18 protein-coding genes are annotated in these 21383 nt (G+C 71.2%); 8 read left to right on the top strand and 10 right to left on the bottom strand.

Annotation, left to right across the window (positions count from 1 at the left end; all coding sequences use genetic code 11):
- Window positions 1-38 precede the first annotated feature (38 nt).
- Window positions 39-1151, bottom strand: a complete 1113-nt coding sequence (locus KI385_RS10930; protein WP_238571996.1) for a DUF5925 domain-containing protein — start codon at window positions 1149-1151, stop codon at window positions 39-41.
- A gap of 165 nt (window positions 1152-1316) precedes the next feature.
- Between KI385_RS10930 and KI385_RS10925 the strand changes: the two genes are divergently transcribed.
- Window positions 1317-2630: a glycoside hydrolase family protein gene (locus KI385_RS10925; protein ID WP_238571995.1), complete on the top strand. Its 1314-nt coding sequence runs from the start codon at window positions 1317-1319 to the stop codon at window positions 2628-2630.
- A 70-nt stretch (window positions 2631-2700) separates the two neighbouring features.
- Here KI385_RS10925 and KI385_RS10920 read toward each other — a convergent pair whose 3' ends face one another.
- From KI385_RS10920 to KI385_RS10895, 6 genes are all read right to left on the bottom strand, one after another.
- Entirely contained in the window at window positions 2701-6072 is a 3372-nt protein-coding gene (locus tag KI385_RS10920) for a lipopolysaccharide biosynthesis protein (protein ID WP_238571994.1), read from the bottom strand.
- A 45-nt stretch (window positions 6073-6117) separates the two neighbouring features.
- Window positions 6118-6921 carry a polysaccharide deacetylase family protein gene (locus KI385_RS10915; RefSeq protein WP_238571993.1) on the bottom strand — a complete coding sequence of 268 codons (804 nt, stop codon included), beginning with the start codon at window positions 6919-6921 and terminating at the stop codon, window positions 6118-6120.
- Window positions 6918-8003, bottom strand: a complete 1086-nt coding sequence (locus KI385_RS10910; protein WP_238571992.1) for a glycosyltransferase family 2 protein — start codon at window positions 8001-8003, stop codon at window positions 6918-6920. Before KI385_RS10910 ends, KI385_RS10915 begins: the two co-directional genes overlap by 4 nt.
- A complete protein-coding gene (locus KI385_RS10905) occupies window positions 8000-8815 on the bottom strand; it encodes a glycosyltransferase family 2 protein (protein WP_238571991.1) in 816 nt (271 codons plus the stop codon). The genes KI385_RS10910 and KI385_RS10905 overlap by 4 nt, the downstream gene beginning before the upstream one ends.
- Window positions 8816-9290: 475 nt before the next feature.
- On the bottom strand, window positions 9291-10385 hold the full coding sequence (locus KI385_RS10900) for a GNAT family N-acetyltransferase (protein ID WP_238571990.1): 1095 nt from the start codon (window positions 10383-10385) through the stop codon (window positions 9291-9293).
- Between the two features lies 1 nt (window position 10386).
- The gene (locus KI385_RS10895; RefSeq protein WP_238571989.1) at window positions 10387-10812 is read right to left on the bottom strand and encodes a hypothetical protein; all 426 of its coding nucleotides are present in this window, start codon (window positions 10810-10812) and stop codon (window positions 10387-10389) included.
- Between the two features lie 225 nt (window positions 10813-11037).
- Here KI385_RS10895 and KI385_RS10890 point away from each other — a divergent pair, with 225 nt between their 5' ends.
- The 5 genes from KI385_RS10890 (at window position 11038) to KI385_RS10870 (ending at window position 16251) form a co-directional block, all read left to right on the top strand.
- The gene (locus KI385_RS10890) at window positions 11038-11748 is read left to right on the top strand and encodes a YoaK family protein (RefSeq protein ID WP_238571988.1); all 711 of its coding nucleotides are present in this window, start codon (window positions 11038-11040) and stop codon (window positions 11746-11748) included.
- A gap of 227 nt (window positions 11749-11975) precedes the next feature.
- A complete protein-coding gene (locus tag KI385_RS10885; protein ID WP_238571987.1) occupies window positions 11976-12782 on the top strand; it encodes an SGNH/GDSL hydrolase family protein in 807 nt (268 codons plus the stop codon).
- 274 nt (window positions 12783-13056) lie between these two features.
- Window positions 13057-13320 (top strand): hypothetical protein, encoded by a 264-nt coding sequence (locus tag KI385_RS10880; protein WP_238571986.1) that lies wholly within the window; start codon window positions 13057-13059, stop codon window positions 13318-13320.
- A gap of 342 nt (window positions 13321-13662) precedes the next feature.
- Complete coding sequence (locus KI385_RS10875) at window positions 13663-15441, top strand: amidohydrolase (RefSeq protein ID WP_238571985.1); 1779 nt, start codon at window positions 13663-13665, stop codon at window positions 15439-15441.
- A gap of 72 nt (window positions 15442-15513) precedes the next feature.
- Window positions 15514-16251 (top strand): TetR/AcrR family transcriptional regulator, encoded by a 738-nt coding sequence (locus tag KI385_RS10870; protein WP_238571984.1) that lies wholly within the window; start codon window positions 15514-15516, stop codon window positions 16249-16251.
- Between the two features lie 10 nt (window positions 16252-16261).
- Here the strand turns inward: KI385_RS10870 and KI385_RS10865 are convergent, their stop codons facing one another.
- Entirely contained in the window at window positions 16262-17539 is a 1278-nt protein-coding gene (locus KI385_RS10865) for a type ISP restriction/modification enzyme (protein WP_238571983.1), read from the bottom strand.
- A gap of 247 nt (window positions 17540-17786) precedes the next feature.
- On the opposite strand from KI385_RS10865, the gene KI385_RS10860 reads away from it, so the two are divergent.
- Window positions 17787-19178 (top strand): MFS transporter, encoded by a 1392-nt coding sequence (locus KI385_RS10860; protein ID WP_238571982.1) that lies wholly within the window; start codon window positions 17787-17789, stop codon window positions 19176-19178.
- Between the two features lie 50 nt (window positions 19179-19228).
- Here KI385_RS10860 and KI385_RS10855 read toward each other — a convergent pair whose 3' ends face one another.
- The gene (locus KI385_RS10855; RefSeq protein ID WP_238571981.1) at window positions 19229-19540 is read right to left on the bottom strand and encodes a putative quinol monooxygenase; all 312 of its coding nucleotides are present in this window, start codon (window positions 19538-19540) and stop codon (window positions 19229-19231) included.
- 166 nt (window positions 19541-19706) lie between these two features.
- Here KI385_RS10855 and KI385_RS10850 point away from each other — a divergent pair, with 166 nt between their 5' ends.
- Complete coding sequence (locus tag KI385_RS10850; RefSeq protein WP_238571980.1) at window positions 19707-20639, top strand: LysR family transcriptional regulator; 933 nt, start codon at window positions 19707-19709, stop codon at window positions 20637-20639.
- On the opposite strand, the gene KI385_RS10845 is transcribed toward KI385_RS10850, so the two are convergent.
- On the bottom strand, window positions 20620-21369 hold the full coding sequence (locus KI385_RS10845) for a GntR family transcriptional regulator (protein ID WP_238571979.1): 750 nt from the start codon (window positions 21367-21369) through the stop codon (window positions 20620-20622). The two genes, KI385_RS10850 and KI385_RS10845, sit on opposite strands and share 20 nt — an antisense overlap.
- Between the last annotated feature and the right edge of the window lie 14 nt (window positions 21370-21383).

Here is a 21383-nt window from a genome sequence, read left to right as displayed (position 1 = left end):
GCGACTGGCGCTTGGCCGAGGGGAACAAGCGATACGGCTCAGAGATACAGCCCCGCATCCGCCCCCGCATCCTGTGCCGGTACCGATGCCGGCCGTGTGCCGCGGCGGAGTGCGTACAGTTCGGCCAGTGAGGCGCCGTCGCGGCCGATGCCCTGGTCCGTGCCGAGCCAGTTGACCGCTTCGGTGCGGTTCAGCGGGCCGACCTCGATACGGGCCAGGCAGCGGCCGGGGCGGACCACCGCCGGGTGCATCCGCTCCAGGTCCTCGTTGGTGGTCACACCGACCAGGACGTTGCGGCCCTGGCCCAGCAGGCCGTCGGTCAGGTTGAGCAGCCGCGACAGGGCCTGGCCTGCGGCGTGCTTGGCCTCGCCGCGGATCAGTTCGTCGCAGTCCTCCAGGAGCAGCAGCCGCCAGCGGGACTTGCCGGTGCTGTCGTCCTCGCCGATGGCGATGTCCATGAGGTAGCCGACGTCGTTGAACAGGCGCTCCGGGTCGAGTACGCAGTCCACCTGGCACCAGTCGCGCCAGGAGCGGGCCAGTGTGCGCAGCGCGGAGGTCTTGCCGGTACCGGGCGGGCCGTGCAGCAACAGCAGCCGGCCGGCGATCTCCTCGGGTGCCACCTTCATCAGCCGGTCCATCGCATCGGCCACCGGCGCGGTGTAGTTGGGGCGGATCTCCTCCCAGGTCCCGGCCGAGATCTGCCGGGTCGTGCGGTGCGGTCCGCGGCGCGGCGAGAAGTACCAGAAGCCCATCGGCACGTTCTCCGGCTGCGGCTCGGGTTCGTCCTGCGCGCCGTCCGTGGCCTGCGCCAGCACCTTTTCGGCGAGTTCGTCGGTGACGGCGGTGACCGTGACGTCCGCGCCGCGGTTCCAGCGGGAGATCAGCAGGGTGAACCCGTCGCCCTCGGCGAGCGTGGCGCTGCGGTCCTCGTCCTTCGCCGAGCGCAGGATCCGGGTGCCCGGCGGCAGCAGCGTCAGCCCGGACTTCACCCGGTCGACGGACCGGCTGCGGGCGTACGGCTGCTCGCCCTTGGCGAACCGCCCCAGGAAGAGCGCGTCGACGACATCGGAGGGCGAATCGCTGTCGTCCATGGTCAGACGGAGCGGAAGGGACTCCTCGGTGGCGGACGGCTGGACGTGATCGGCACTCATACGGCCATGATCTGCCACCGCGCCCCGCCACGTACACGGATTATCCCGGCGTTTTCCGAGTACCGGAAACGTATCGTTCACCGGAAAACCAGGTGTACCGGTCGGTTGGCCCGCTAATCTCCCTTTGTGCGACGTCATGGTGGGGAACGTCAGAGTACGGCTTTCGTGATCGCGGCCGGGGTGGCGGTGCTGGCGATACTGCTGGTCATGTGTTCCCTTCCAGGAGGGGACGAGGACCGGGATGCGAAGGGGCCCTTGCCGTCGCCCGCCGCCAAGCCCGCCGTGGGGTGGGGATTCACCCATACGCAATTCAGCGCGGACCACGGCGCCGACCCGTCCACCGCCCGGGCCGCCCAACTGCTGGCCGCCCACCCGATGCCACAGAACCAGCACATCATGGGCTGGGGCGCGGACAACCCCGAACCGAGCCCGGGGCGCTATGACTTCGCCGATCTGGACCGTCGTGTGGCGCTGATCCGGCACACCGGTGGCACGCCCGTACTCACCCTGTGCTGTGCGCCGGACTGGATGAAGGGCGGCACGGCCGGCCGTACCGACTGGAGCACCCTGGAAAAGGCCCCCGACCCGGCGCATTACGCGGACTTCGCGGCGCTCGCCGGAAAGATCGCCCGGCGCTATCCGGACGTCCGCCACTTCGTCGTCTGGAATGAATTCAAGGGGTTCTTCGACGATGGCAAGGGGCGCTGGAATTATGAGGGGTACACCAAGTTGTACAACCTGGTTCATCGGGAGTTGAAGAAGGTCAACAGCGGCAATCAGGTGGGTGGGCCCTATCTGGTGATGGACAGTTATGTGCCGGGTGATGACACCTATGCCTCCGCCCTCAAGGGGCCGTGGGGCAGCATCGACCAGCGCACCCTTGACGCCTTCGGCTACTGGAACCGGCACAAGGCGGGCGCGGATTTCGTGGTGGTCGACGGCTCCAGCTACAGCAAGGACGACCGTTACGCCCCGGGACCGTTCACCGCCGCCCGGAAGTTCGCCGATGTGGGGCGCTGGCTGCGCAAGCAGAGCGGGCTGCCGCTGTGGTGGGCGGAGTGGTACGTCGAGGTCGCGGACGAGAGCGACGGCGGCCGGGCCGGCTGGAGCGAGCGCAAGCGCACCGCCGCGCAGGCCACCGCGCTGATCGAGATGGCGGCCGGCGGCGCCACCAGCGGGTTCTACTGGAACCCGGAGACCGAGGACGAGGACTGCCCGGGGTGCCTGTGGACCAGCACCGAACGGGACGACGGCGGGCGGAAGTTGCCGATGATGGATCTGCTGTCGCGGTTCTCCCGGGCCTTTCCGCCGGGAAGCCGGCCGCGCGACCTCGACAGCGGCCGTACGAAGATCCGGGGGCTGGCCGACGACCGGACGGCGCTGCTCGTCAACACCTCGGACCGACGCGGCACGGTGGCGGTGGACGGGAAGGACGTCATGCTGGAGGGGTATGAAGTGCGCTGGATCGCGCGTTCCTGAGCACGCGCCTCCCGTGCGTCCGTATGTGGTGTCTGCCGTCCGCGTGCGCACCGCCCCGCGCCCCGCCGCCTCACGAAAGCGTCATGAACCGCTGTACCAGTGACGCCAGAAACACCAGCAGCAGCGGTATGGCGAACCAGAACAGCCCCTGGATCCAGTGCAGTTGGCGCACGCTGGGCTCGAACGCGACACGTACCACCTCGCGGGTGGTCAGCACCAGGATCAGTGCGAGCACTGCTAGCGCACCGAGCACCGACCACGGCGTCCAGGTCACCTTCGGGCCCACCGGGCCGGGCCGCGGGGGTGGTACCTCGCCCGCCGGCCGCCGCTTCAGCTCGTAGACCGCCGCATGCTCGTTGGACAGCACCCGCAGCAGCTCCGGACGCCGGTCCAGGGCGGTGCGCAGCCGCTGCTCCCAGCCCTTCCGGTAGCCGGAGTCCAGCCGGAGCGACTCCGACTGGCCGTGACTGACGATGAGATACGACTGCGGTCCGGCGCTCCGCAGAGCCGTGAGGAGCGGGCCGACCCGGGCCGGATCGCGGGGCGCCGGCGTCGGTTCGTACTGCACCCGCTCCATGTCCTTGGCACCCCAGGGCATCGCCGGGGTGACGCTGTTGACCGGATCGTTGCTCAGCCACAGCAGCCGTACCGTCGGGCGGTCATGGGCGTAGACATAGTCCATCGCCGCGACCTCGCCCGGTCTGATCCGCTCGAACGGTTCGTTGCCCCAGCGGGCGACGAGAAAGCCGACGGCCAGGACCAGCCCGGTCAGCAGCGCGGCGAGCGGCCCGAGCCCGCGCCGGGTGCCCGTACCGCGCGGGAACAGCCCCAGCGCCGCCAGCACACAGGCGCCGGGCAGCGCGAACAGAAAGACCCGCAGCGCCATTTCGCCGCCGTAGGACTGCATCCCGAACGCCAGGAACGGGACGAAGGTCAGCACCACGAGCGAGCGTTCGGTGAACCCCGCCGCCCGCCGCCGCAGCACCCCCCAGCAGGCCAGCGTCAGCACCCCGCCCGCCATGGCCACCCGGGTGTACAGCACCAGCTTGTGGGTGGGGTCGCCGCCGCCGATCCGGTCCGTCACGGAGGACGAGACATTGCCGCCGATGCCGCCGAGCCCGCCGAACAGCTCGTCGAAATGGCCCGACCAGTAGGGCTCGGCCAGGAACCCCACCCAGGCCACCACCAGCACACCGAGCAGCAGCGGCAGTCCGTAGAGGGACGAGCGGCGGGCGAGCACCAATACGGTCAGCACACCGAGCATCACGAACGGGGTGAGCTGATGGCCCGCCACCGAGGCCGCGAACAGCGCGATCAGCACTCCGAGCAGCGCCACCAGCTGACCACGGCCGGCCGGCCGTACCTCCGTCTCGCCCGGCAGCCGTTTGCCGGCCAGCGGCCGCGGTTCGCGGAACCACACCAGCAGGATCGCCACGAACGCGAGATGGAAGAGGTAGGTGAAGCCCTGCGGGGAGAAGTAGTCCTGACCGACCCAGCCGCACAGCGCGAACAGCCAGGCCGCGCACCACTTGGCCCGCCAGCTCGCCCGTACCGCCTTCAGAAGCAGGAACAGCGGTGCCAGATAGAGGAGTTGAACGGTCAGCGGCCACCAGCGCAGCACCTCGGTGAGGTCGGTGACCCCGCACGCCTCGGCGAGGAACTGCACCCCGGCGAAGAAGCCGGGCCAGCTCCAGCGGGCGTCCAGGTCCGGCACCGCGGAGCCCGTTCGCCCGACGTAGTCCAGGAATCCCAGATGCTGCCAGGCCGTCGGGAAGCGCGGCTCGGCCTCCAGCACGGCCGGCAGCGCGTGCAGCGCCACCACCGTCAGCAGCAGTACGGCGGTGAGCAGCGCCCGCCGCGGCCGGGACAGCCACAGCGCCCCTCCGAACGCCGCCACCAGTAGCACGACCCCGGCCAGCGTCGCCGCGGGCAGCACCGAGATCAGCCCGAGCCCGTCCATCCGGTCCAGATCGGCGTCGCCCATGGCGCGCAGCGGCAGCCAGAACAGCGCGAGCGCGGCGGCCAGCAGCGCCCACACGGCCAGATCGGGGCGGCTCCGCAGGCGCGCGAGGCGTACGAGGCGTACGGAGGGCTCGCGGCGCGGGGCCGGTACGGGATCCTCCCCGCGCAGCACCCGGCGGAGCCGTACGCCGGCGATCGCGACGATCACCGCCAGACTGGAGATCTCCGCGACCCCGGCCCCGGTCAGTCCCATCCGCGGCAGCAGCACCAGCGTCAGTCCGAGCACCAGCACGCACAACAGCCCCTGCAGACAGGCCAGTCCGGACGTACGGCTCTGGGCGCGCAGCACCGCGAAGTGGACCTCCATCACGACCCGCAGCGCGGCCCCCACCGCGAACCAGCGCAGCAGCGGCGTCGCCGCCTCCGCGTACCCGGGCCCGAAGATCCTCAGAAGATACGGCGCGAAGGCGAACAGCACGACGCAGACCGGGAGCATGATGCGGGCCATCCGCCGTAGCGCGGCCCGGGTGTTGTGGGCCAGCTGGGCCGGATCGTGCGCCCCCTCGACGGTCAGCGAGGCGCCCATGTTGAGGGCGAGCAGATTGACCGTGCCGCCGATGGTGGTGGTGATGTAGAAGTACGCATTGTCCGCCGCGCTGACCTGCGAGGCCACCAGTACGGGGACGAGGTAGACGACGGCCAGCGAGAACAGCGACCCGGTGTAGTCGCCGGCCAGGAAGCGGCCCATCTCCTTGAGGGACGGCGGCCGGGCGGTCCGGTCCGTCGCCCGCACATGCCGGGGCACCAGCCGCCGGAACACCAGCCAGCCCAGCGGAAGCACCGATACCGCGATCGCCGCGACCCAGGACACAAAGACCCCGGCGCTGGGGATCGCGGCGGCGAACACCACCAGCAGCCCCAGCTTCACCGCGGAGAAGGCGAGATTGCCGACCGGCACCCACAGCGCACTGCGCAGCCCGGTCAGCACCCCGTCCTGGAGGGTGAGCAACGACCAGGCGACCACCGCCAGGAGGAAGCCGAGCCCGTTGAGCGGGCCGTGCAGAAAGCGGTAGGAGGAGCCCCACAGATCGAGGGTGAGCAGGAAGACGACGGCGGCGATCGCCACCACCACCGAACTGCCCGCGTACGTCCGCAGCACCAGCCGGCCGGTGCCGCGCCCGGCGACCGGGATGAAGCGGGCCAGCGCACCGGTCAGGGTCACCGCGGTCAGACCCGCCAGCAGCTTCATCGCGGCGATCGCCGCCGAGCCCTGGCCGACCGCGGACTCCGTGTAGTAACGGGCCGCGATCAGCCAGAAGCCCAGACCGAGCAGCCCGGAGACGCCGGTGTTGAGCATCAGCGCATAGGCGTTGCGGAACAGCGGACCGCCGTCCCGCCCCGGGAGGCGCAGCCGCCGGCCGCCGCCTCCGCCCGGCTCCGGTTGTGCGCGCTCCTCGGCCTTGGTGGACGTGTCAGACACCGGCTCTGCTGCCCCTTCCTCCGCCGCGGGTGTGCCGCGGCGCTCTCAGCCGCCCGGCGTACACAGCCGGACCGCCTGCCGTGACCTGCGGACCACGGCGTACCCCTTGGTGAGCGCCCGGTCCCGGGCGAAGGCGCGGACGAGGCCACGGCCCTCGACGATCCGTGCGAACTCCTCGGTGTCCGTACGGCGTCGCACCGTCAGCCGCGCCAGCGCATACGGCCCTTGGCGGCGGGCCGCGAGCGCATTGCCCACCGCCAGCGCCTGCCGGAAGCCCAGACCGCGCACCGTATGCCGCACCCGCCGGCTGGAGTGGCCGAAGGGGTACGCGAAGGACTCCGGCGGCGCCCCGATCTCCTCGGTGAGGATCTCCTTGCAGCGCAGCACCTCCTGGCGCAGCCGCTCGTCACCGAGGCCGTCCAGCTGCGGATGGCTGTGGCTGTGCCCGCCGATCTCCACACCGGCCGCGGCCAGCTTCCGCACCTGGTCCCAGTCGAGCATGGTGTCCGGTGCGCCGCCGGTGTCGTACGGGCCGCGCAGCCACCCCGTCGCGACGAACAGGGTGGCCGGGAAGCCGTACCGGGTGAGCGCGGGCAGCGCATGCCGGTGGACGCCCTCGTAGCCGTCGTCGAAGGTGATCAGCACCGGCCTGTCCGGCAGCGGGCCGCCACCGCGCCAGGCCGCCGCCAGCGCGGCGGTGGTCAGCGGGGTGAAGCCGCCGTCGGCCAGCACCGCCAGCTGCTCGGCGAACGCCTCGGGCGGCACGGACAGCTCCCGTGCGGCGGGCGTCGGGGCCACGGTCACCGCGTGGTACATCAGTATCGGCACCACCCGCGGGCGCTCGCTCATACCGCCGCCTCCTTGTGCGCCGCGGCCGCCACCGTCCCACCGTCTTCGCCACCTCCGACTCCCGTGTTCCAGAAGGGTGTCGGCTTTCCGCGCGCCCGTGCCGCGCCGCGCACATAGCCGCTTGCCGCGGCCGCCACCCCGGCCACGATCGCGCCCGCCCGGCCGGCCCCGCCGGGCCGCCCCAGCAGCGCGTCCCGCAGCCCGCGCAGCACCCCCGCGGGCAGCACCCGGGTCGTATAGCGCCGCTCGGTCGCCAAACCGTCCCGTGCGCCGACGCTCCGCGCCACCAACGCCTTGGACAGGCCCTCCGCATACGCCCGGCTGCGGAAGTAGCCGAACCGCTGCCGCTCGGCCGGCACCCGGTGATGGATCACCGACCGGTCGTCGATCAGCAGCACCGCGTCCGGCATGGCGCGGGTGATCCGGATGCACAGCTCGGTCTCCTCGCAGCCCAGCGGCCGCCGGCCGGCGTCCCGGCCGATCCCGATGGCGAAGCCGCCGACGAGGTCGAACGCCACCCTGCGGAAGGACGCGTTGCCGCCGAGGACGTTGCGCACCCGCACCTTTCCCGGCGGCAGCCCGCGGTACGTACACCCCACCACCCAGTCGAACTCCTCGGGGAACCACACCGGTCGGCGCCCGGGCGACCAGGCGGGTTCGGTGCGCCCGCCGACCGCCATCACGGCCGGATCCGTGTACGCCTGGGCGAAGTGGTGCAGCCAGTCCCGCTCGGCCACCGCGTCGTCGTCGAGAAAGGCGACGATCTCGCCGTCGGCCGCGGCGATACCGGTGTTACGGCCCGCGGACAGCCCGCGGGGTCCCGAATTGGCCATGATCAGCAGGGGAGTTGTGGAAGCATCGGGAGCGTGTGCGCCCGCGTGGGCGCCTCTGAAGTGCTCCCTGAGTCGGTCGAGCAGCGCGGGGTGGTGGTCCACCACCAGCAGCAGCTCATGGGCGGGATGGGACTGCTCGCGCACGGAGGCCACCGCGGCGAGGATGTCGTCCCAGCGGTCCTCGGTGTGCACGCAGATGACGACGGAGATCCGCAGCGCCGGGCCGGCCGCCGGTCTCCCGCGGCTCACAGCGCATCCCCGGTGATCAGCGCGGGCCGGGCGGACCGGTTCCGTCGGGAGCCCCGCTCACGGACGATCACCTTCAGCACCCGCAGCCCGTCGCGCACCGCCCGCAGATTGCTGACCCCGTGGATGCGGTTGTACTCATGGCTGGGGATCTCCTGTACCCGCAGCCCGGCCTTGACGACCCGGATGTTCATCAGGGTCTCGACCTCGAACCCGGCGCAGTCCAGGGCGATTTCGTCCAGGCAGTGCCGCCAGAAGGCGTTGTAGCCGTAGCAGAGATCGGTGTAGCGGGCGCCGAACTTGGTGTTGACGATGGCGGTCAGCACCCGGTTGCCGAGCTTGCGGACGGGCGTCATGTCGTCCGTTCCGCCGCCATTGGCGAATCGCGAGCCCTTGGCGAAGTCGGCGCCGGACACCAGCGCCGAGACATAGCTGACGATCTCGCCGCCGTCGGCCGAGCCGTCCGCATCGATCATCACGATGATCTCGCCGGTGCAGGCCGCGAAACCACTGATCAGCGCGTCACCCTTGCCTTTGCCGCGCTGCGGGACGACCGTGACGCCGGGCCATAGTTCGCGGGCGACCCGGACGGTGTCGTCGGTGGAATTCCCGTCGACCAGGATCACTTCATGAATCCAGTCCGGCAGGGTTTTGAAGACATACGGCAGATTCTCCGCCTCGTTCATCGCCGGAATGACGACGCTGACCGGCGGAGCGATGGCCAGATGTGAGGAAACGGGACGGTAGACGGCCTGGGCCGGCAGCAGCGTCAGCGGCGGTTCATCCGCATCGGCCGGGCGAAGGAACGAGCTCATGGGTTTGATTTCCCTCTCGTCCGGTGGACCGCCCACCCCCGGGCGGTCCGTGCTGGGTATCCGGGTCGAAAGGGGGGTTCACACCCCGGTCGTCATGGCGGAAATCGCCATGGGAGCAGGGCGAGCTGGCATGCGTGTTTCCGGCCGCGCGGCTCGTGCTCCGGTCATCGCCCAGCCATGATCAGCAGGCGAACACCATGCGCACGGGACCCCCCCACCGCGCACCGCACCGGGCCATCATCGTGTCAGGCGAGCTCTCCCCTAGAGCCGTCTTGCGATGATCGTCCGATGCGGGTGGATGTGCGACGGTATTGATGAACGGGACTCTAAGGCAAGACGTTCCGCGCCAAATACCCTTTGGCGTAATTGGCCGGGACGTACTTATGTACGCCCGTATTGCGCACCGGCGTACGCTCTATTGCGCCGTCCCGAACCCGAGAAAGGCCGGGCGCAGAGGGCTCACACGGGCTATGCCTCATCGCCCCGAGCGCATCCGGCCCACCCGCTTGAGCAGGCGGTCCGCGGGCTCGAACCACTCCGGTCTGGCGAGCACCGCATTGCGCAGCGCACGCACCGGTGCGCGCCGCGCACGATGTCCCAGCGCCACCGGATGCCGCCGCATCACACAGCCCTCGGAAACCAGGAGTTCACGGGTTTTGAGGGAATCCTTGTAATCCTTCGCGCCGCGCCCCAGATCGAGATACGCCATGGATTCCGCGGCCGCCGCCTGCGCCATCCGCAGATGCAGCACCAGGCCGGGCGAGAACTTCGCGAACTCCGGGGCGTAGGCCGGGAACCAGCAGGCGAGTACGGACCGGGAGCGCAGCCCGAAGTGCGCCGCGACCGGCCGCCCGCCGGCGTACAGCACCGACAGCAGACCCGCGAAGGAATCGGTACGGGTGTGGAACAGCTGCTGTACGAGCCGGACGATCCAGGGGTGCGCAAAGCGGTCGCTGCGCCCCGTCCTGCGGTACTGCGCGGACTTCCACCGCATCAGCGTCAGCAGCGCCGCCGGGTCGCGCTCGTCGTGGACATAGCGCACCGGCCCGACATCCCGGCCGAGCCGGCGTTCCTTGGCGAGGGTGGTCCGGGTGAACTTCGGCGACCGCACCCGCAGCCCCGCCAGATACGTCTCGAAGCCCTGGTCCACATCGATGACGGGTGACGCATGGCCGCCGAACGAGTCCGCCGCAAAAGGGCGCTGCCCCTCCACCAGGTGATCGAACTCCAGCACCGACAGCCCGCAGGCCCGCAGCAGCTCCTGGGCGTCCCACCGGAAACCGGGCCGGTGCACCAGCCCCTGTGCATCCGAGACGCCCAGCCCGATCGCCCGTCCCACCCCGAGCGCCGAACGCTGAAAGGGCAGGAACCCGGCCGGCCCGCCGTCCTCGTGCACCACCGCGATCCGCACCCCGCTCCGGCACCGTCCGACGGCCAGCGCGAACTCGGGGGACAGGAACGGGTTCGCCAGTTGTGGCGCCCCAAGGGAGCGTGCCTGGGACTGCACGGCGGTCCAGGCGTTCCGGTCGGCCCCGCTCAGCTCACCGGGGCGGTATACCGCGACATCCATATCAGTCCGCCCGATTTCCGTGCGCCCGGCCGGCCCGCCGCCGTAGCGCGCTGCCCAGCAGCACGGCGCCGCTGAGCGCCGCCACCGCCACCACACCGCCGCGCACCGACCACAGATGCAGCGCGAGCATGGCCTGCGCCACCAGTAGATCGACGGCGAGCGCGCCGGCGCCGGCGGCCACCGCCCGGCCCAGCGGATCCATCCGGCCCAGTGCCGTGGCGATCGCGGTGGCCGGCGCCATCAGGAGGAAGAAGAGGGTGAACGGCGCGCGCAGCGGCGAGCCGATGTCGGCGAGTGCGAGTACGGCCCCCATCGCGCCGATGCCGACCGCCACCCCCGCGACCAGCGACGTGGTGGCGCTCGCCGGCCGCTCGTCGGGTGGCGGCTGGTCGTACGAGCCCTTGCCGTTGACGGTCTTGGTCTGCATAGGCAGCTTTGCCCCCCATAAGCGCCGGATGCCGGGCCTCAATGTCGCGCGGCGCTCAGAGCACCGTCAAGACACGAAGAAGACCGGAAATATACGCAACCGGGCAGAGCGTACGGGGTATGGAGGGGGCCCACGGACGGCGCAATGGCGGGGCGGGGGGACGGCCGTCCGGAGACTGGGAGGACGTGCCGCGAGGGGAGGCGGCCGGTGGAAGGAGCCGCGTCCGTGGAGCCGCCGAGCGGAACCCCCCTGACGGTGATCATGGTGTGTCTGACCGTGACCACCGGTGTGCTCGACGCCGTCAGCTTTCTGACGCTCGGCCAGGTCTTCACCGCCAACCAGACCGGCAATCTGCTCTTCCTCGGCTTCGGTATCGCGGGACAGGGCGGGCTGTCGGTGGTGGCGACGGTCGTCTCGATCGGTGCCTTTGTGCTGGGCGCGACGCTCGGGGCCCGGCTGGAGTCGGTGCTGGCCGCGCGGCGCCACCACTGGTTCCCGGTCGCGCTCGCCACGGAGGCGACACTGCTGGCCGTCGCGGCGGCGGCCGCATGGGAGTCGGGGCCGGCCCGGGGTCTGCCGCCGGGGCGACGCTGTGCCGTCATCGGCCTGATGGCGGTGGCGATGGGAATGCGGAATGTCACCGCGATGCGGGTCGCCTCTCCCGACCTCACCACCACGGTGCAGACCCGGGCGATGACGGCCCTGGTCAGCGGGTCGCTGCTGGGGCACGACAAGAGACTGGGGTACGGCACGCACGCCGCGGGCCGCCGGCTGACCTCGGTCGGCTCGATGTTCGCCGGCGGTCTGCTCGGTGCGGGACTGCTCGGGTCGGGGGCGCGGCCGACGCTGGTGATCCTGCTGGTGGCGGCGTTCGTCGCGGCCACCGCGTGCCTTGTGCCGAGACTCTCCCGCCGCCGGGACACCACCGAGGACTGACCGGCTCCGGTGCACCGGCGCTTGATGGAGTTCTGTACGGCCGTGGCCGTTGCCGTCCTGCGCGACATCGTCGTCACGTCACGGCGAAGCAATGACATGGCAGTGAACATCCCCCCGGATCGGCAGATTTGCCGTGAACTGTGTAACGACTTTTGGCATGGACACTTCCGGTTACTGGCGAGTCTTGCTACGACGGATGTGGCAGAGATCCTGCTAAGGGAGGTTCCATGAGACTGTCCCGATTCGCGGCCTTGACGTCCGCCTTCTTCGTCACCACGGCGCTCGCGCTCACCGGCGCGAGCGCCGCCGCGTCCGCCCAACTCCCCGCCGCCACCGGCTATGTGGCCCTCGGCGACTCCTACTCCTCGGGTGTCGGAGCCGGCAGCTACGACAGTGCCAGCGGCTCCTGCAAGCGCAGCACCAAGGCCTACCCGGCCCTCTGGGCCGCCGCGCACTCGCCCTCGTCCTTTCAGTTCACCGCCTGTTCCGGGGCCCGAACGGGTGATGTTGTCAGCGGTCAGCTCGCTCCGCTCAACAGCTCCACCGGCCTGGTGAGCATCTCCATCGGCGGCAACGACGCCGGTTTCGCCGACACCATGACGACCTGTGCGCTCCAGGGCGAGAGCGCCTGCCTGGCCCGGGTCGCCCAGGCCAGGACCTACATCGACAACACCCTGCCCGGCAAGCTCGACGGGGTGTACAGCGCCATCTCCCAGAAGGCCCCGGCCGCGCATGTGGTGGTCCTGGGCTATCCGCGCTTCTACAAGCTCGGTGGCAGCTGCTTCGCCGGCCTCTCCGAGAAGTCCCGTGCCGCGATCAATGCCGCGGCCGACGACATCAATGGCGTCACCGCCAAGCGCGCCGCCGACCACGGCTTCACCTTCGCCGATGTCAACGCCACCTTTTCCGGACATGAGCTGTGCTCCGGCAGCGCCTGGCTGCACAGCGTGACCTATCCCGTCGAGGAGTCCTACCACCCCACCACCGCCGGGCAGTCCAGCGGCTATCTGCCGGTGTTCGCCTCCGCTGCGTAACCACCCACACACCGTGCGACGAGGAGAGGCCATGAGATCCCGGTCTCTCCTCGTGCGATCCGCCGGTCCGTCAGATGCCCCACGGTGGCTTCCGCCAGAGTCCGACGGGGGATCAACTCGCCCTGGTACACGCCTTGTACGTGACGTTCCGTATGGTGTGCGTCAACGTCAGGGCGAGACAGGTGAATCCGTTGACCGGTCTGCACGCGTGTCCTCCAAGAGAGATAGGGTTACCCTGCCCGGGCCGGGTGCCCTCGTAAGGGTGGGGAGAGTTATGGAACAGATAACAGTGCGTAGCAGGGCGCGAGTGCCTGCCATCAATTGCGGGAGTAGCGCAACCAGTGCGCGTCTCGACCGCCATCTCGCGGTGCTGGGTGGTCCTGCCATCCCGCAGCGGGAGACGGAGGGCGCGATGTCACTGATGCAGGAGCTCACCGCGCGTGATCGTTCGCGGATGAGGAACGGCCGCGGCGCCAGGGTGTCGCTGTTCGCACCGCTGCGCAGGCTGCGGCGCTCGTTGTTCGGCGGACACGGCTGACCCGCTTTCCGAAGCGGCATCTCGGGCGGTCACACCGTCCCGGCGCAGCGTTGCGATCCGATCGCTCGTCAGGCCCAGGGCGCCCACAGCGCGTCGATGGGCTCGCCGGGGCGGGAAAACTCGCCCCTGAGGTGCCGTAAGCCTCCGCTCAACCGCCCGGCCTCGTCCCCGCCCGGCCGGCGCAAAACTCCCCACCACCCGTTGCTCGGCGACGGGTGGTTTTTTGTCGTGCCGCCCCTTGATATCCCCGATGCCCCGCATCCATGCCCGCGGATGCGTAACACCGCTGTCACTCCGCGCTGTTGACGGGGCGATCGTTCCGGGCCAGGGTGCAGATCGTTTGTGCCGTACAACCACCTCATCTCGGAGGCGTTTGTGTGCGATCTGCATGACCAACACGAGCACGAGCACGGCGACGGAACCCTCTTCCCGGGCGCGGACGGCCTCGGCCGGCGCCGGATCATGCAGCTGCTGGGTGCGGCGGGCGTGGTGGGCAGTGTGACGGGCGGCGCGGATCCGGCCATGGCGGCCGCCGCGGAGGGCGTCTTGGACACCGACGGCGGCTACCGGCCGCCCACCGGGCTGGCCGAGAACAGCGCCGCCAAGGCCACCGCGCTCGGCTGGATCGACGACCAGGCGTCCGCCATCACCGGGCTGAACGACGAGATCTGGGAGAACGCCGAGCTCAGCCTGCGGGAGTGGAAGTCGTCACTGGCCGAGGCGGAGTTCCTGGAGCGGGCCGGCTTCGAGGTGACGTTCGGCACCGCGGGGTTCCCCACCGCCTTCACCGCCACCTTCCGGCAGGGGCACGGCGGTCCGGCGCTCGGCTTCAGCGGGGAGTACGACGCGCTGCCGGGGCTGTCCCAGCGCAAGGGCGTGGGGCACCACGATCCGCGGGAGTACATCCACGATCCGTTCGCGCCCGGCTACGGTCCCGGGCACGGCTGCGGGCACAGCGCACTGGGCAGCGCGGCCGCGGCGGCCGCCGCCGCGGTGGCGGAGGCGGCCCGGGACCACCGGCTGCCGGTGACCGTGAAGTTCTTCGGCTCCACCGCCGAGGAGCAGCTGATCGGCAAGACCTACGCCGTCAGCCAGGGGGTGTACGACGGCCTCGACGCCTTTCTCGACTGGCATCCGTCCACGTCCAACGCGACCGGCTGGGGCACCACCACCGCGATGACCGCGGTCACCTTCACCTTCCTGGGGGTGGCCGGGCACGGCGGCACCCCGCTCGGCAACAAGAGCGCGCTGGACGCCGCCGTGATGATGGCGACCATGTCGGAGTTTCTGCGTGAGGAGAACCTTGCGCCGTCCGGCCGGCTGCACTGGGTCATCACCAACGGGGGCGAGATTCCCAATGTCACCCCGGAGATCGCCGAGATCGCGTACTACGTGCGCGAGGGCAGCCCGGAGCGGGTGCGGGTGCTGTTCGACAAGGTCGTCGCGATCTCCGAGGCGGCCGCCAAGGCGAGCCGGACCCGGGTCCAGCACAAGATCACCTCGGCCTGCTGGAACCAGCTGCCGTCCCGCTCGTTCGCCGAGCTGATGCACGACAACATGCGCACGATCGGACCGCCCGACTTCGACGGCGAGGCACAGCGGCTCGCCAAGGACCTGCAGCGGTCGCTCGGCCTGCCACAGAAGGGCCTGCACGACGAGATCGGTGCGCTGACCCCGCCCAACCCCGTCTTCCTGGGCGGTGGTTCGACCGATGTCGCGGACATCAGCTGGCAGGTGCCGACGGTGTCGATGGGTACCGCGCTGGCCCCCATCGGCACCAAGATGCACACCTGGTCGACAGCCTCCTGTGCCGCCGCGGGCCCCGGTCATGCCGCGCTGCTGGCCGCCGCCAGGTATCTGGCCGCGACCGCCGTCGATCTGCTCACCCGGCCGGCCCGGCTCAAGGCGGTCAAGGACGAGTTCGCCCGGCGCACCCAGGGCGTCCGCTGGAAGACCGCGCTTCCCGACGGCTATGAACCGCCGATGTACGAGCCACCGGCCTGGTTCCTGGAGCGCACCGGGCAGAGCTGGCCGCCGGAGAACATCACCTGGCCGCCGAAGCGGGTGGTGAGCCAGGAGGAGTTCTCGTCCCTGGGGCCGGAGTTGGCGCCGCAGGAGTGAGCGGCGCCGGCGACCACCGTACCGGCACTACGTACGCTGTACGTACTAGGATGGTGGTGAGGTGATCGATCCATGGCAGCAAGCGGCCGCGCGGCCGGACCCGAGGCGATCTGGGCGCGATCCGAGCGTGCGGGCCGCGGCCCCCGACCCGCCTTCACCCGTGAGGGGATCGCCGAGGCCGCGGTGCGGATCGCCGACGAGTCGGGGCTCGCGGCGGTCTCCATGCGCCGGGTGGCCACGGCGGTCGGCTGCGCCACGATGTCGCTCTACAACTACGTCCCGAGCAAGGGTGATCTGGTCGACCTGATGGTCGATCTGGTCAGCGGCGAGTACCGGCTGCCCGAGAGCCCGTCCGGCGACTGGCGCGCCGATCTGCTCGAACTCGCCCGACAGGAACGGGACATGATGCGCCGGCACCCCTGGCTGCCGAGCGCCGTACTGGCCCACCATCTCCTGGGCCCCAACACGCTGCGCTATATGGAGTTCTGCCTGGCCGCGCTGGAGGGCTCGGGGCTCGACGACGGGCTCAAGATGGAGCTGATCTCGATGGTCAACGGCACCGTGATCTCCATGGCCTCCGCCGAGCATGCGGCCGCCGAGCGGGCCAAGGAGTCCGGGCACAGCGAGGAACAGCGGCGCACGGCACAGGCCGACCATCTGGCGAAGACGGTCGGCACCGGCCGGTATCCGCGGGTCGCCCGGGCCCTGGCGAACAGCGCCCCGGGCGGGGACCAGGACGAGATCTTCGCGCGGTTGATCGGGCGGGTGCTCGACGCCTACGCGGGGCAGGCCGGGGCGGCGGAGGGCTGACGCGCGCGGCTCACACCAGCGCGAACTGGCCCTCCGGACCCTCCTCGTGGTGGTCGAGCACGGACGCCGGGCGGCGCGCGAAGACCGGCGCCGGGACGATGCCGGCCGCCCGCAGCTCGCCCGCCGTCAGCTGCGGCCCGTCCGCCGTCCGCCGACTCAACTCCCGCTGCTGCGGCTCCAGTTCGGCCAGCAGCGCCAGTACGGTGATCAGCTCCAGCAGCTCCGAGGTCCACTCCTGCGGCCAGTTGGCCGGGCGCAGTGCCGCCAGCGAGCCGGCCTCGGGCACCTCCGTCCCCGGCGCGACCGCGCCGGTCCGCTCGGCGAACCACGCCTCCAGGACCCGTACCCCGCCCGCGTGGAAGTCCCAGGCGCCCGGCGGCACCGGCGAGACCCGGCCGCTGCCGATCAGCAGCGCCTGCTCCTCCGGGTCGTAGCCGAGGACGTCCGGCATCCCGTGGGTGGGGAGCGCGGAGCGCACGTACGGGCGGCGGCCGCCCGGCATCCGTGGCCGCTCGCCCGGTCCGGCGTGCCCGCCCGGGAGTCCGTCGCCCGCCCCGGGTACGTACGCGCCCCGGGTGGCCAGCCACAACTGCCGTTCGCCGAGCGCGACACCGTGGTCCCACACTGCCGGGTCGGCGGTGAGCGGTACCGCGCAGCCGTCGGGGGAGTGGTGGGCGCTCACCGTGGTCCAGGCGAGCAGCTCCGGCGGGCTCACCGGGCGGTCCAGGCGCCGGGCGAGGAGATCGAGCAGGCCCGGTGCGAGATTCGGCTCCTGTCCACCGGGCCGCCGGTAGAGCGGGTGGATCCGTCCGGGGCGGCCGGCCGGCGGCCGTCCGTCGGGCAGCAGCGCGGAGCACACCACCGCGGGCCCCGGCACCTGCGGAACCTGCCCCCACTCGACCGCGAACAGCTGCCGTTCGTCCGCCACCCGCCACAGCTCCGGCCGTGCCGCGTCGATCAGCCGGTGGTCGGGCAGCAGCCACTGCTGGTCGAACGGGCCGTGCAGGATCCGCACCGGCTCGGGGCACGGCCCGCTCGCCCGGTACAGCCGCCCGGTGGGCGTCGCCTGGCCCGGCAGCTGGCCGACGGCGGAGTGCAGGGTGCGGGCCCGGGACGGCCGGAAGAGCCGCTCGCGGGCCGCCGCGTCCTCGGCGTCCACCAGCGCCTGCCAGCGGGCGCGCAGAGTGGCCGGATCCGGCGCCCTCACCCAGGAACGGCCGAGCCGCAGCGGCGCCACGGACCACGGCATGAGATCGGACAGCCGTGGCGCGTCCTGCTTCGCCGTCACGCGGAGCCCCTCCCGGACCGTTCGGTTTGACCCCGGCATGGTATCCACGGGCCCCGCGGCCCCACCGAATCCACAGGCCACGTCCCCCGGACGGGGCGCGCGCGCACGCGGTCTTCCGCTTGCTGATCTTGAAGGAGTACGGTCCTGGCCGTACGCCCGGCAGCACGGTGCGGACGCCGCCGTGCCCCACGCCCGAACGGCGCGGGGGGACACCCATCGTGCCGGGACCTGCTCAGGGAGGACCGTCATGACGGGCACCACCTCCCCCACGCCTGAACGGCGCGGGGGGACCCCCATCGGCACCCGGGCCGCCGCGCGACTGGACCGGCTGCCGCCGTCCCGGTGGCACCGCCGGATCACGCTCATCGTCGGTATCGGCGCCTTCTTCGACCTTTACGAGATCTTCCTCGGCGGCGTGCTGGCCGCGGTTCTCGCCGAACAGTGGCACCTCGGGCACACCGCGAAGTCCTGGGTGATCGCGGCCGGTTTCCTCGGCATGTTCGTCGGCGCGAATGTGCTGTCGGTGCTCGCCGACCGCCTGGGGCGGCGCCGGATGTTCATGATCAACCTGGCCGCGTACTCGCTCTTCTCGCTGCTGTGCGCCTTCGCCCCGAACCTTCACTGGCTGCTGGTCCTGCGCTTTCTGTCCGGCCTCGGGCTCGGCGCCGAACTCGTGCTGGTGGACACCTATCTCGCGGAGTTCCTGCCCCGGGCGGTGCGCGGCCGCTATATCGCCTACGCGTACACCCTCGGCTTTGTCGGCGTTCCGGTCGCCGCGCTGCTCGGCGCCCGGCTGGTGGCCGCCCATCAGCTGCTGGGCATCGACGGCTGGCGCTGGCTGCTGGTCGCCGGCGCGCTGGGCGCCGCGTTCATCCAGCTGATGCGCCGCCAACTCCCCGAATCACCACGGTGGTTGACCGTACAAGGGCGCGACGAGGAGGCCGGGCGGATCGTGGCCGGGCTGGAGGAGCGGGTGGCCCGGGAGACCGGCGGAAGCCTGCCGTCCGTACCGGAGACGGAGACCGTCCCGGAGCGGAAGGTGCCGCTGGGCGAGATGTTCCGCGGCGACCACCGCCGGCGCACCGTCATGTGGTGGATCTTCCAGGTGCTGCAGACCGTCGGCTACTACGGCTTCGGATCGCTGGCACCGGTAGTGCTCACCGCGAAGGGGCACACCGTCACCGAGTCGCTGCTGTACGCGGCGCTGAGCTTCTGCGGCTATCCGATCGGCTCCGCGCTGTCGATCCCGCTCATCGACCGGATCGAGCGCCGGACACTGATCATCGCCTCGGCGCTCGGCATCGCCGGCTGCGGCCTGGCGTTCGGCTTCGCCGCGTCCCCCTGGGCCATCGTCGGCTTCGGATTCCTGCTGACGGTGTGCAGCAATGTCTTCTCCAATGCCTTCCACGTCTACCAGACCGAGATCTTCCCGACCGGCCTGCGCAGCAGCGCGATCGGTATCGCCTACTCGCTCTCCCGGCTCACCTCGGTCGCGCTGCCGTTCGTCGCGCTGAGCGTGCTGACCGACCTCGGGGCGGCCGCGGTGTTCACCGGCTCCGCCGCGCTGATGCTGCTGCTGTGCCTGGACGTGGCGCTGCTGGGACCGCGCAGCACGGGGCGGAGCCTGGAGCGGATCTGAGCCGGTCCCAGCGGCCCGCGCCGCCCGGTCGCCGGCGCGGGCCGCGTCGCTCACTCCGGCACGGAGGTCACCGCCGTGCGCGCGTAGTGCTTCATCTCCTCGATGTCGTCGATGTAGGGCCGTACGGAGGCGAGGAAGGGGCCGAAGAGCGGGCCGCCCCGGAAGCCCTTGAGGTGGTCCTCCACGGAGGTCCACTCGATGCGCAGGATGTAGCGCTCGGGCTCCTCGACGCCGTGCGCCAGGTCGTAGCCGAGGCACTGCGGCGCCGCGTCGAGCTGTTCGGCGGCGGCCGCGTACGCCTTCTCGAAGGCGGCCCGGCGCTCGGGGTCGGTGATGCGGTAGCGGATGTACTCGATGGTCATCAGCGGTGCTCCGGTGGTGTCGTGGGGTCGGATTGCCGTGTTCCGCCGGGGTGTTCGGCCCGGTAAACGCTACGAGCGGGCCCCTCGATCAACAAGCGCAGCTTGTTGTCGACCGACAAGCCCGGCTTGTCGACGGGTACGGGCCGCCGCCGTACGATGCCGTCGCATGGAACCCGAGCTGCGCCAGATGCGGTACTTCGTGGCGGTGGCCGAGCGCCGCAGCTTCACGCGTGCCGCCGAGGATGTGTACGTCGCACAGCAGGCGCTCAGCCAGCAGATCAAGGCGCTGGAGGACACCCTCGGCGTACGGCTGCTGGAGCGGACCTCCCGGCGGGTCGAGCTCACCCCGGCCGGGGCCGCCTATCTGGCCGACTGCAAGCGGCTGCTGGCCGCCGCGGACCGGGCCGGCCGGCACGCACGGGCCGTCGCGGCCGGCGAGGTGGGCACGCTGCGCATCGCCTACACGCTCACCGCGGTGTACGAGACCCTGCCGGCGCTGCTCGCACACTTCGCGGAGCGGCTGCCCAAGCTGAAGGTGGAGACCCGGGAGATCTTCGCCGGCGATGTCTGCCGGATGCTGCGCGACGAGCGCTGCGACCTCGCGCTCGCTCCCCGGACCGGCTACCCGAAGGGGATCGACCGGCGGACGGTACGGCGCGAGGAGCTGAGGGTCGCGGTCGGCGACGGCCATCCGCTCGCCGCTGCCCCGGTGGTGGATCTCGTACAGCTCAAGGGCGAGAAGTTCCAGTTGTGGCCGCGCGACATGGCGCCCGGCTACTACGACGCGGTGATCGCGGCCTGCCGGGGTGCGGGCTTCGCGCCCTCGCTCGACGAGACCGCCTCCGGCTCCAACGCCTGGGCGGGCATCGCCGCCGGGCGCGGGGTCAATCTCGTGGTGGCCTCGCTCGCCCACCAACTCCCGCGCGGCATCACCCTCGTACCCCTCGCGGAGCCGGGGCCCGGACTGTGCCTCGACGCCGTCTGGCGGGCCGAGCACCCGCATCCGGCCGTGCCCCGCTTCCTCAAGGGGTGTGCGGAGCTCGCCCGCCTCCGCGGGTGGCCGGCCGGCGACGAACAGCTCAGTGCGCGTCCAGCGTGACCGTGAACGAGAAGCGGTCGCCGCGGTAGTGGATCCGGGCGACATCGACCGCCCGGCCGTCCTCGTCGTAGGTGACGCCGGTGTAGTGCAGGATCGGGCTGAGCAGCGGGACCTGCAGAAGCCGGGCGGTCTCCGGGTCGGCCAGCCGCGCCTCGACGGTGTCGGTGATCCGGCTGATCCGTACGCCCACCGCGTCCCGCAGCACCTTGGTCATCGGCCAGCGCACCAGGTCCGCCGGATCGATCCGCGAGGCGACATCGGGGCGGACGAAGTTGCGCGCGTGGTTGGTCGGTTCACCCGTCTCCTCGTCGCTGCGCAGCCGGCGGAATCCGGCCACCTCGACCATATCCGGGAAATACTCGGACAGTTCGGTAGGAACGGTGGTCGGACCGTGCTCCAGCAGCTCGGTGCGCATCCCGGACTGCTGGGCCACGATCGCGTCCACCGAGCCCAGCAGCCGCACCGGCGCACCGCGCTGGGCGCTCGGCTCGATGAAGGTGCCGCGGCGCCGGTGCCGGCTGATCAGCCCCTCCGTCTCCAGCTCCTTGAGGGCCTGCCGCATGGTCAGCACGCTCACGCCGTAGTGCTCGGCGAGGGCGTCCTCGGTGGGCAGCCGCAGCGGCGCCTCGGGGGAGCGGCCCAGTATGGAGGCGCGCAACGACTGCGAGACCTGGTACCAGAGCGGCAGCTTGCGGTTCAGGTCGAGCGAGTCGGGAGCGAAGGTGGTCACGAAGCGTTCCCCGG

This window comes from Streptomyces inhibens (assembly GCF_022221585.1).
Lineage (GTDB): Bacteria > Actinomycetota > Actinomycetes > Streptomycetales > Streptomycetaceae > Streptomyces > Streptomyces inhibens.
This window is presented reverse-complemented; position numbering and strand designations above follow the sequence as displayed.

What these genes read in the sequence shown, in the direction of transcription:
- KI385_RS10930 (WP_238571996.1), bottom strand. Translation starts at nt 1,151, where the DNA reads ATGAGTGCCGATCACGTCCAGCCGTCCGCCACCGAGGAGTCCCTTCCG.
- KI385_RS10915 (WP_238571993.1), bottom strand. Translation starts at nt 6,921, where the DNA reads ATGAGCGAGCGCCCGCGGGTGGTGCCGATACTGATGTACCACGCGGTG.
- KI385_RS10905 (WP_238571991.1), bottom strand. Translation starts at nt 8,815, where the DNA reads ATGAGCTCGTTCCTTCGCCCGGCCGATGCGGATGAACCGCCGCTGACG.
- KI385_RS10900 (WP_238571990.1), bottom strand. Translation starts at nt 10,385, where the DNA reads ATGGATGTCGCGGTATACCGCCCCGGTGAGCTGAGCGGGGCCGACCGG.
- KI385_RS10895 (WP_238571989.1), bottom strand. Translation starts at nt 10,812, where the DNA reads ATGCAGACCAAGACCGTCAACGGCAAGGGCTCGTACGACCAGCCGCCA.
- KI385_RS10885 (WP_238571987.1), top strand. Translation starts at nt 11,976, where the DNA reads ATGAGACTGTCCCGATTCGCGGCCTTGACGTCCGCCTTCTTCGTCACC.
- KI385_RS10880 (WP_238571986.1), top strand. Translation starts at nt 13,057, where the DNA reads ATGGAACAGATAACAGTGCGTAGCAGGGCGCGAGTGCCTGCCATCAAT.
- KI385_RS10870 (WP_238571984.1), top strand. Translation starts at nt 15,514, where the DNA reads ATGGCAGCAAGCGGCCGCGCGGCCGGACCCGAGGCGATCTGGGCGCGA.
- KI385_RS10860 (WP_238571982.1), top strand. Translation starts at nt 17,787, where the DNA reads ATGACGGGCACCACCTCCCCCACGCCTGAACGGCGCGGGGGGACCCCC.
- KI385_RS10855 (WP_238571981.1), bottom strand. Translation starts at nt 19,540, where the DNA reads ATGACCATCGAGTACATCCGCTACCGCATCACCGACCCCGAGCGCCGG.
- KI385_RS10850 (WP_238571980.1), top strand. Translation starts at nt 19,707, where the DNA reads ATGGAACCCGAGCTGCGCCAGATGCGGTACTTCGTGGCGGTGGCCGAG.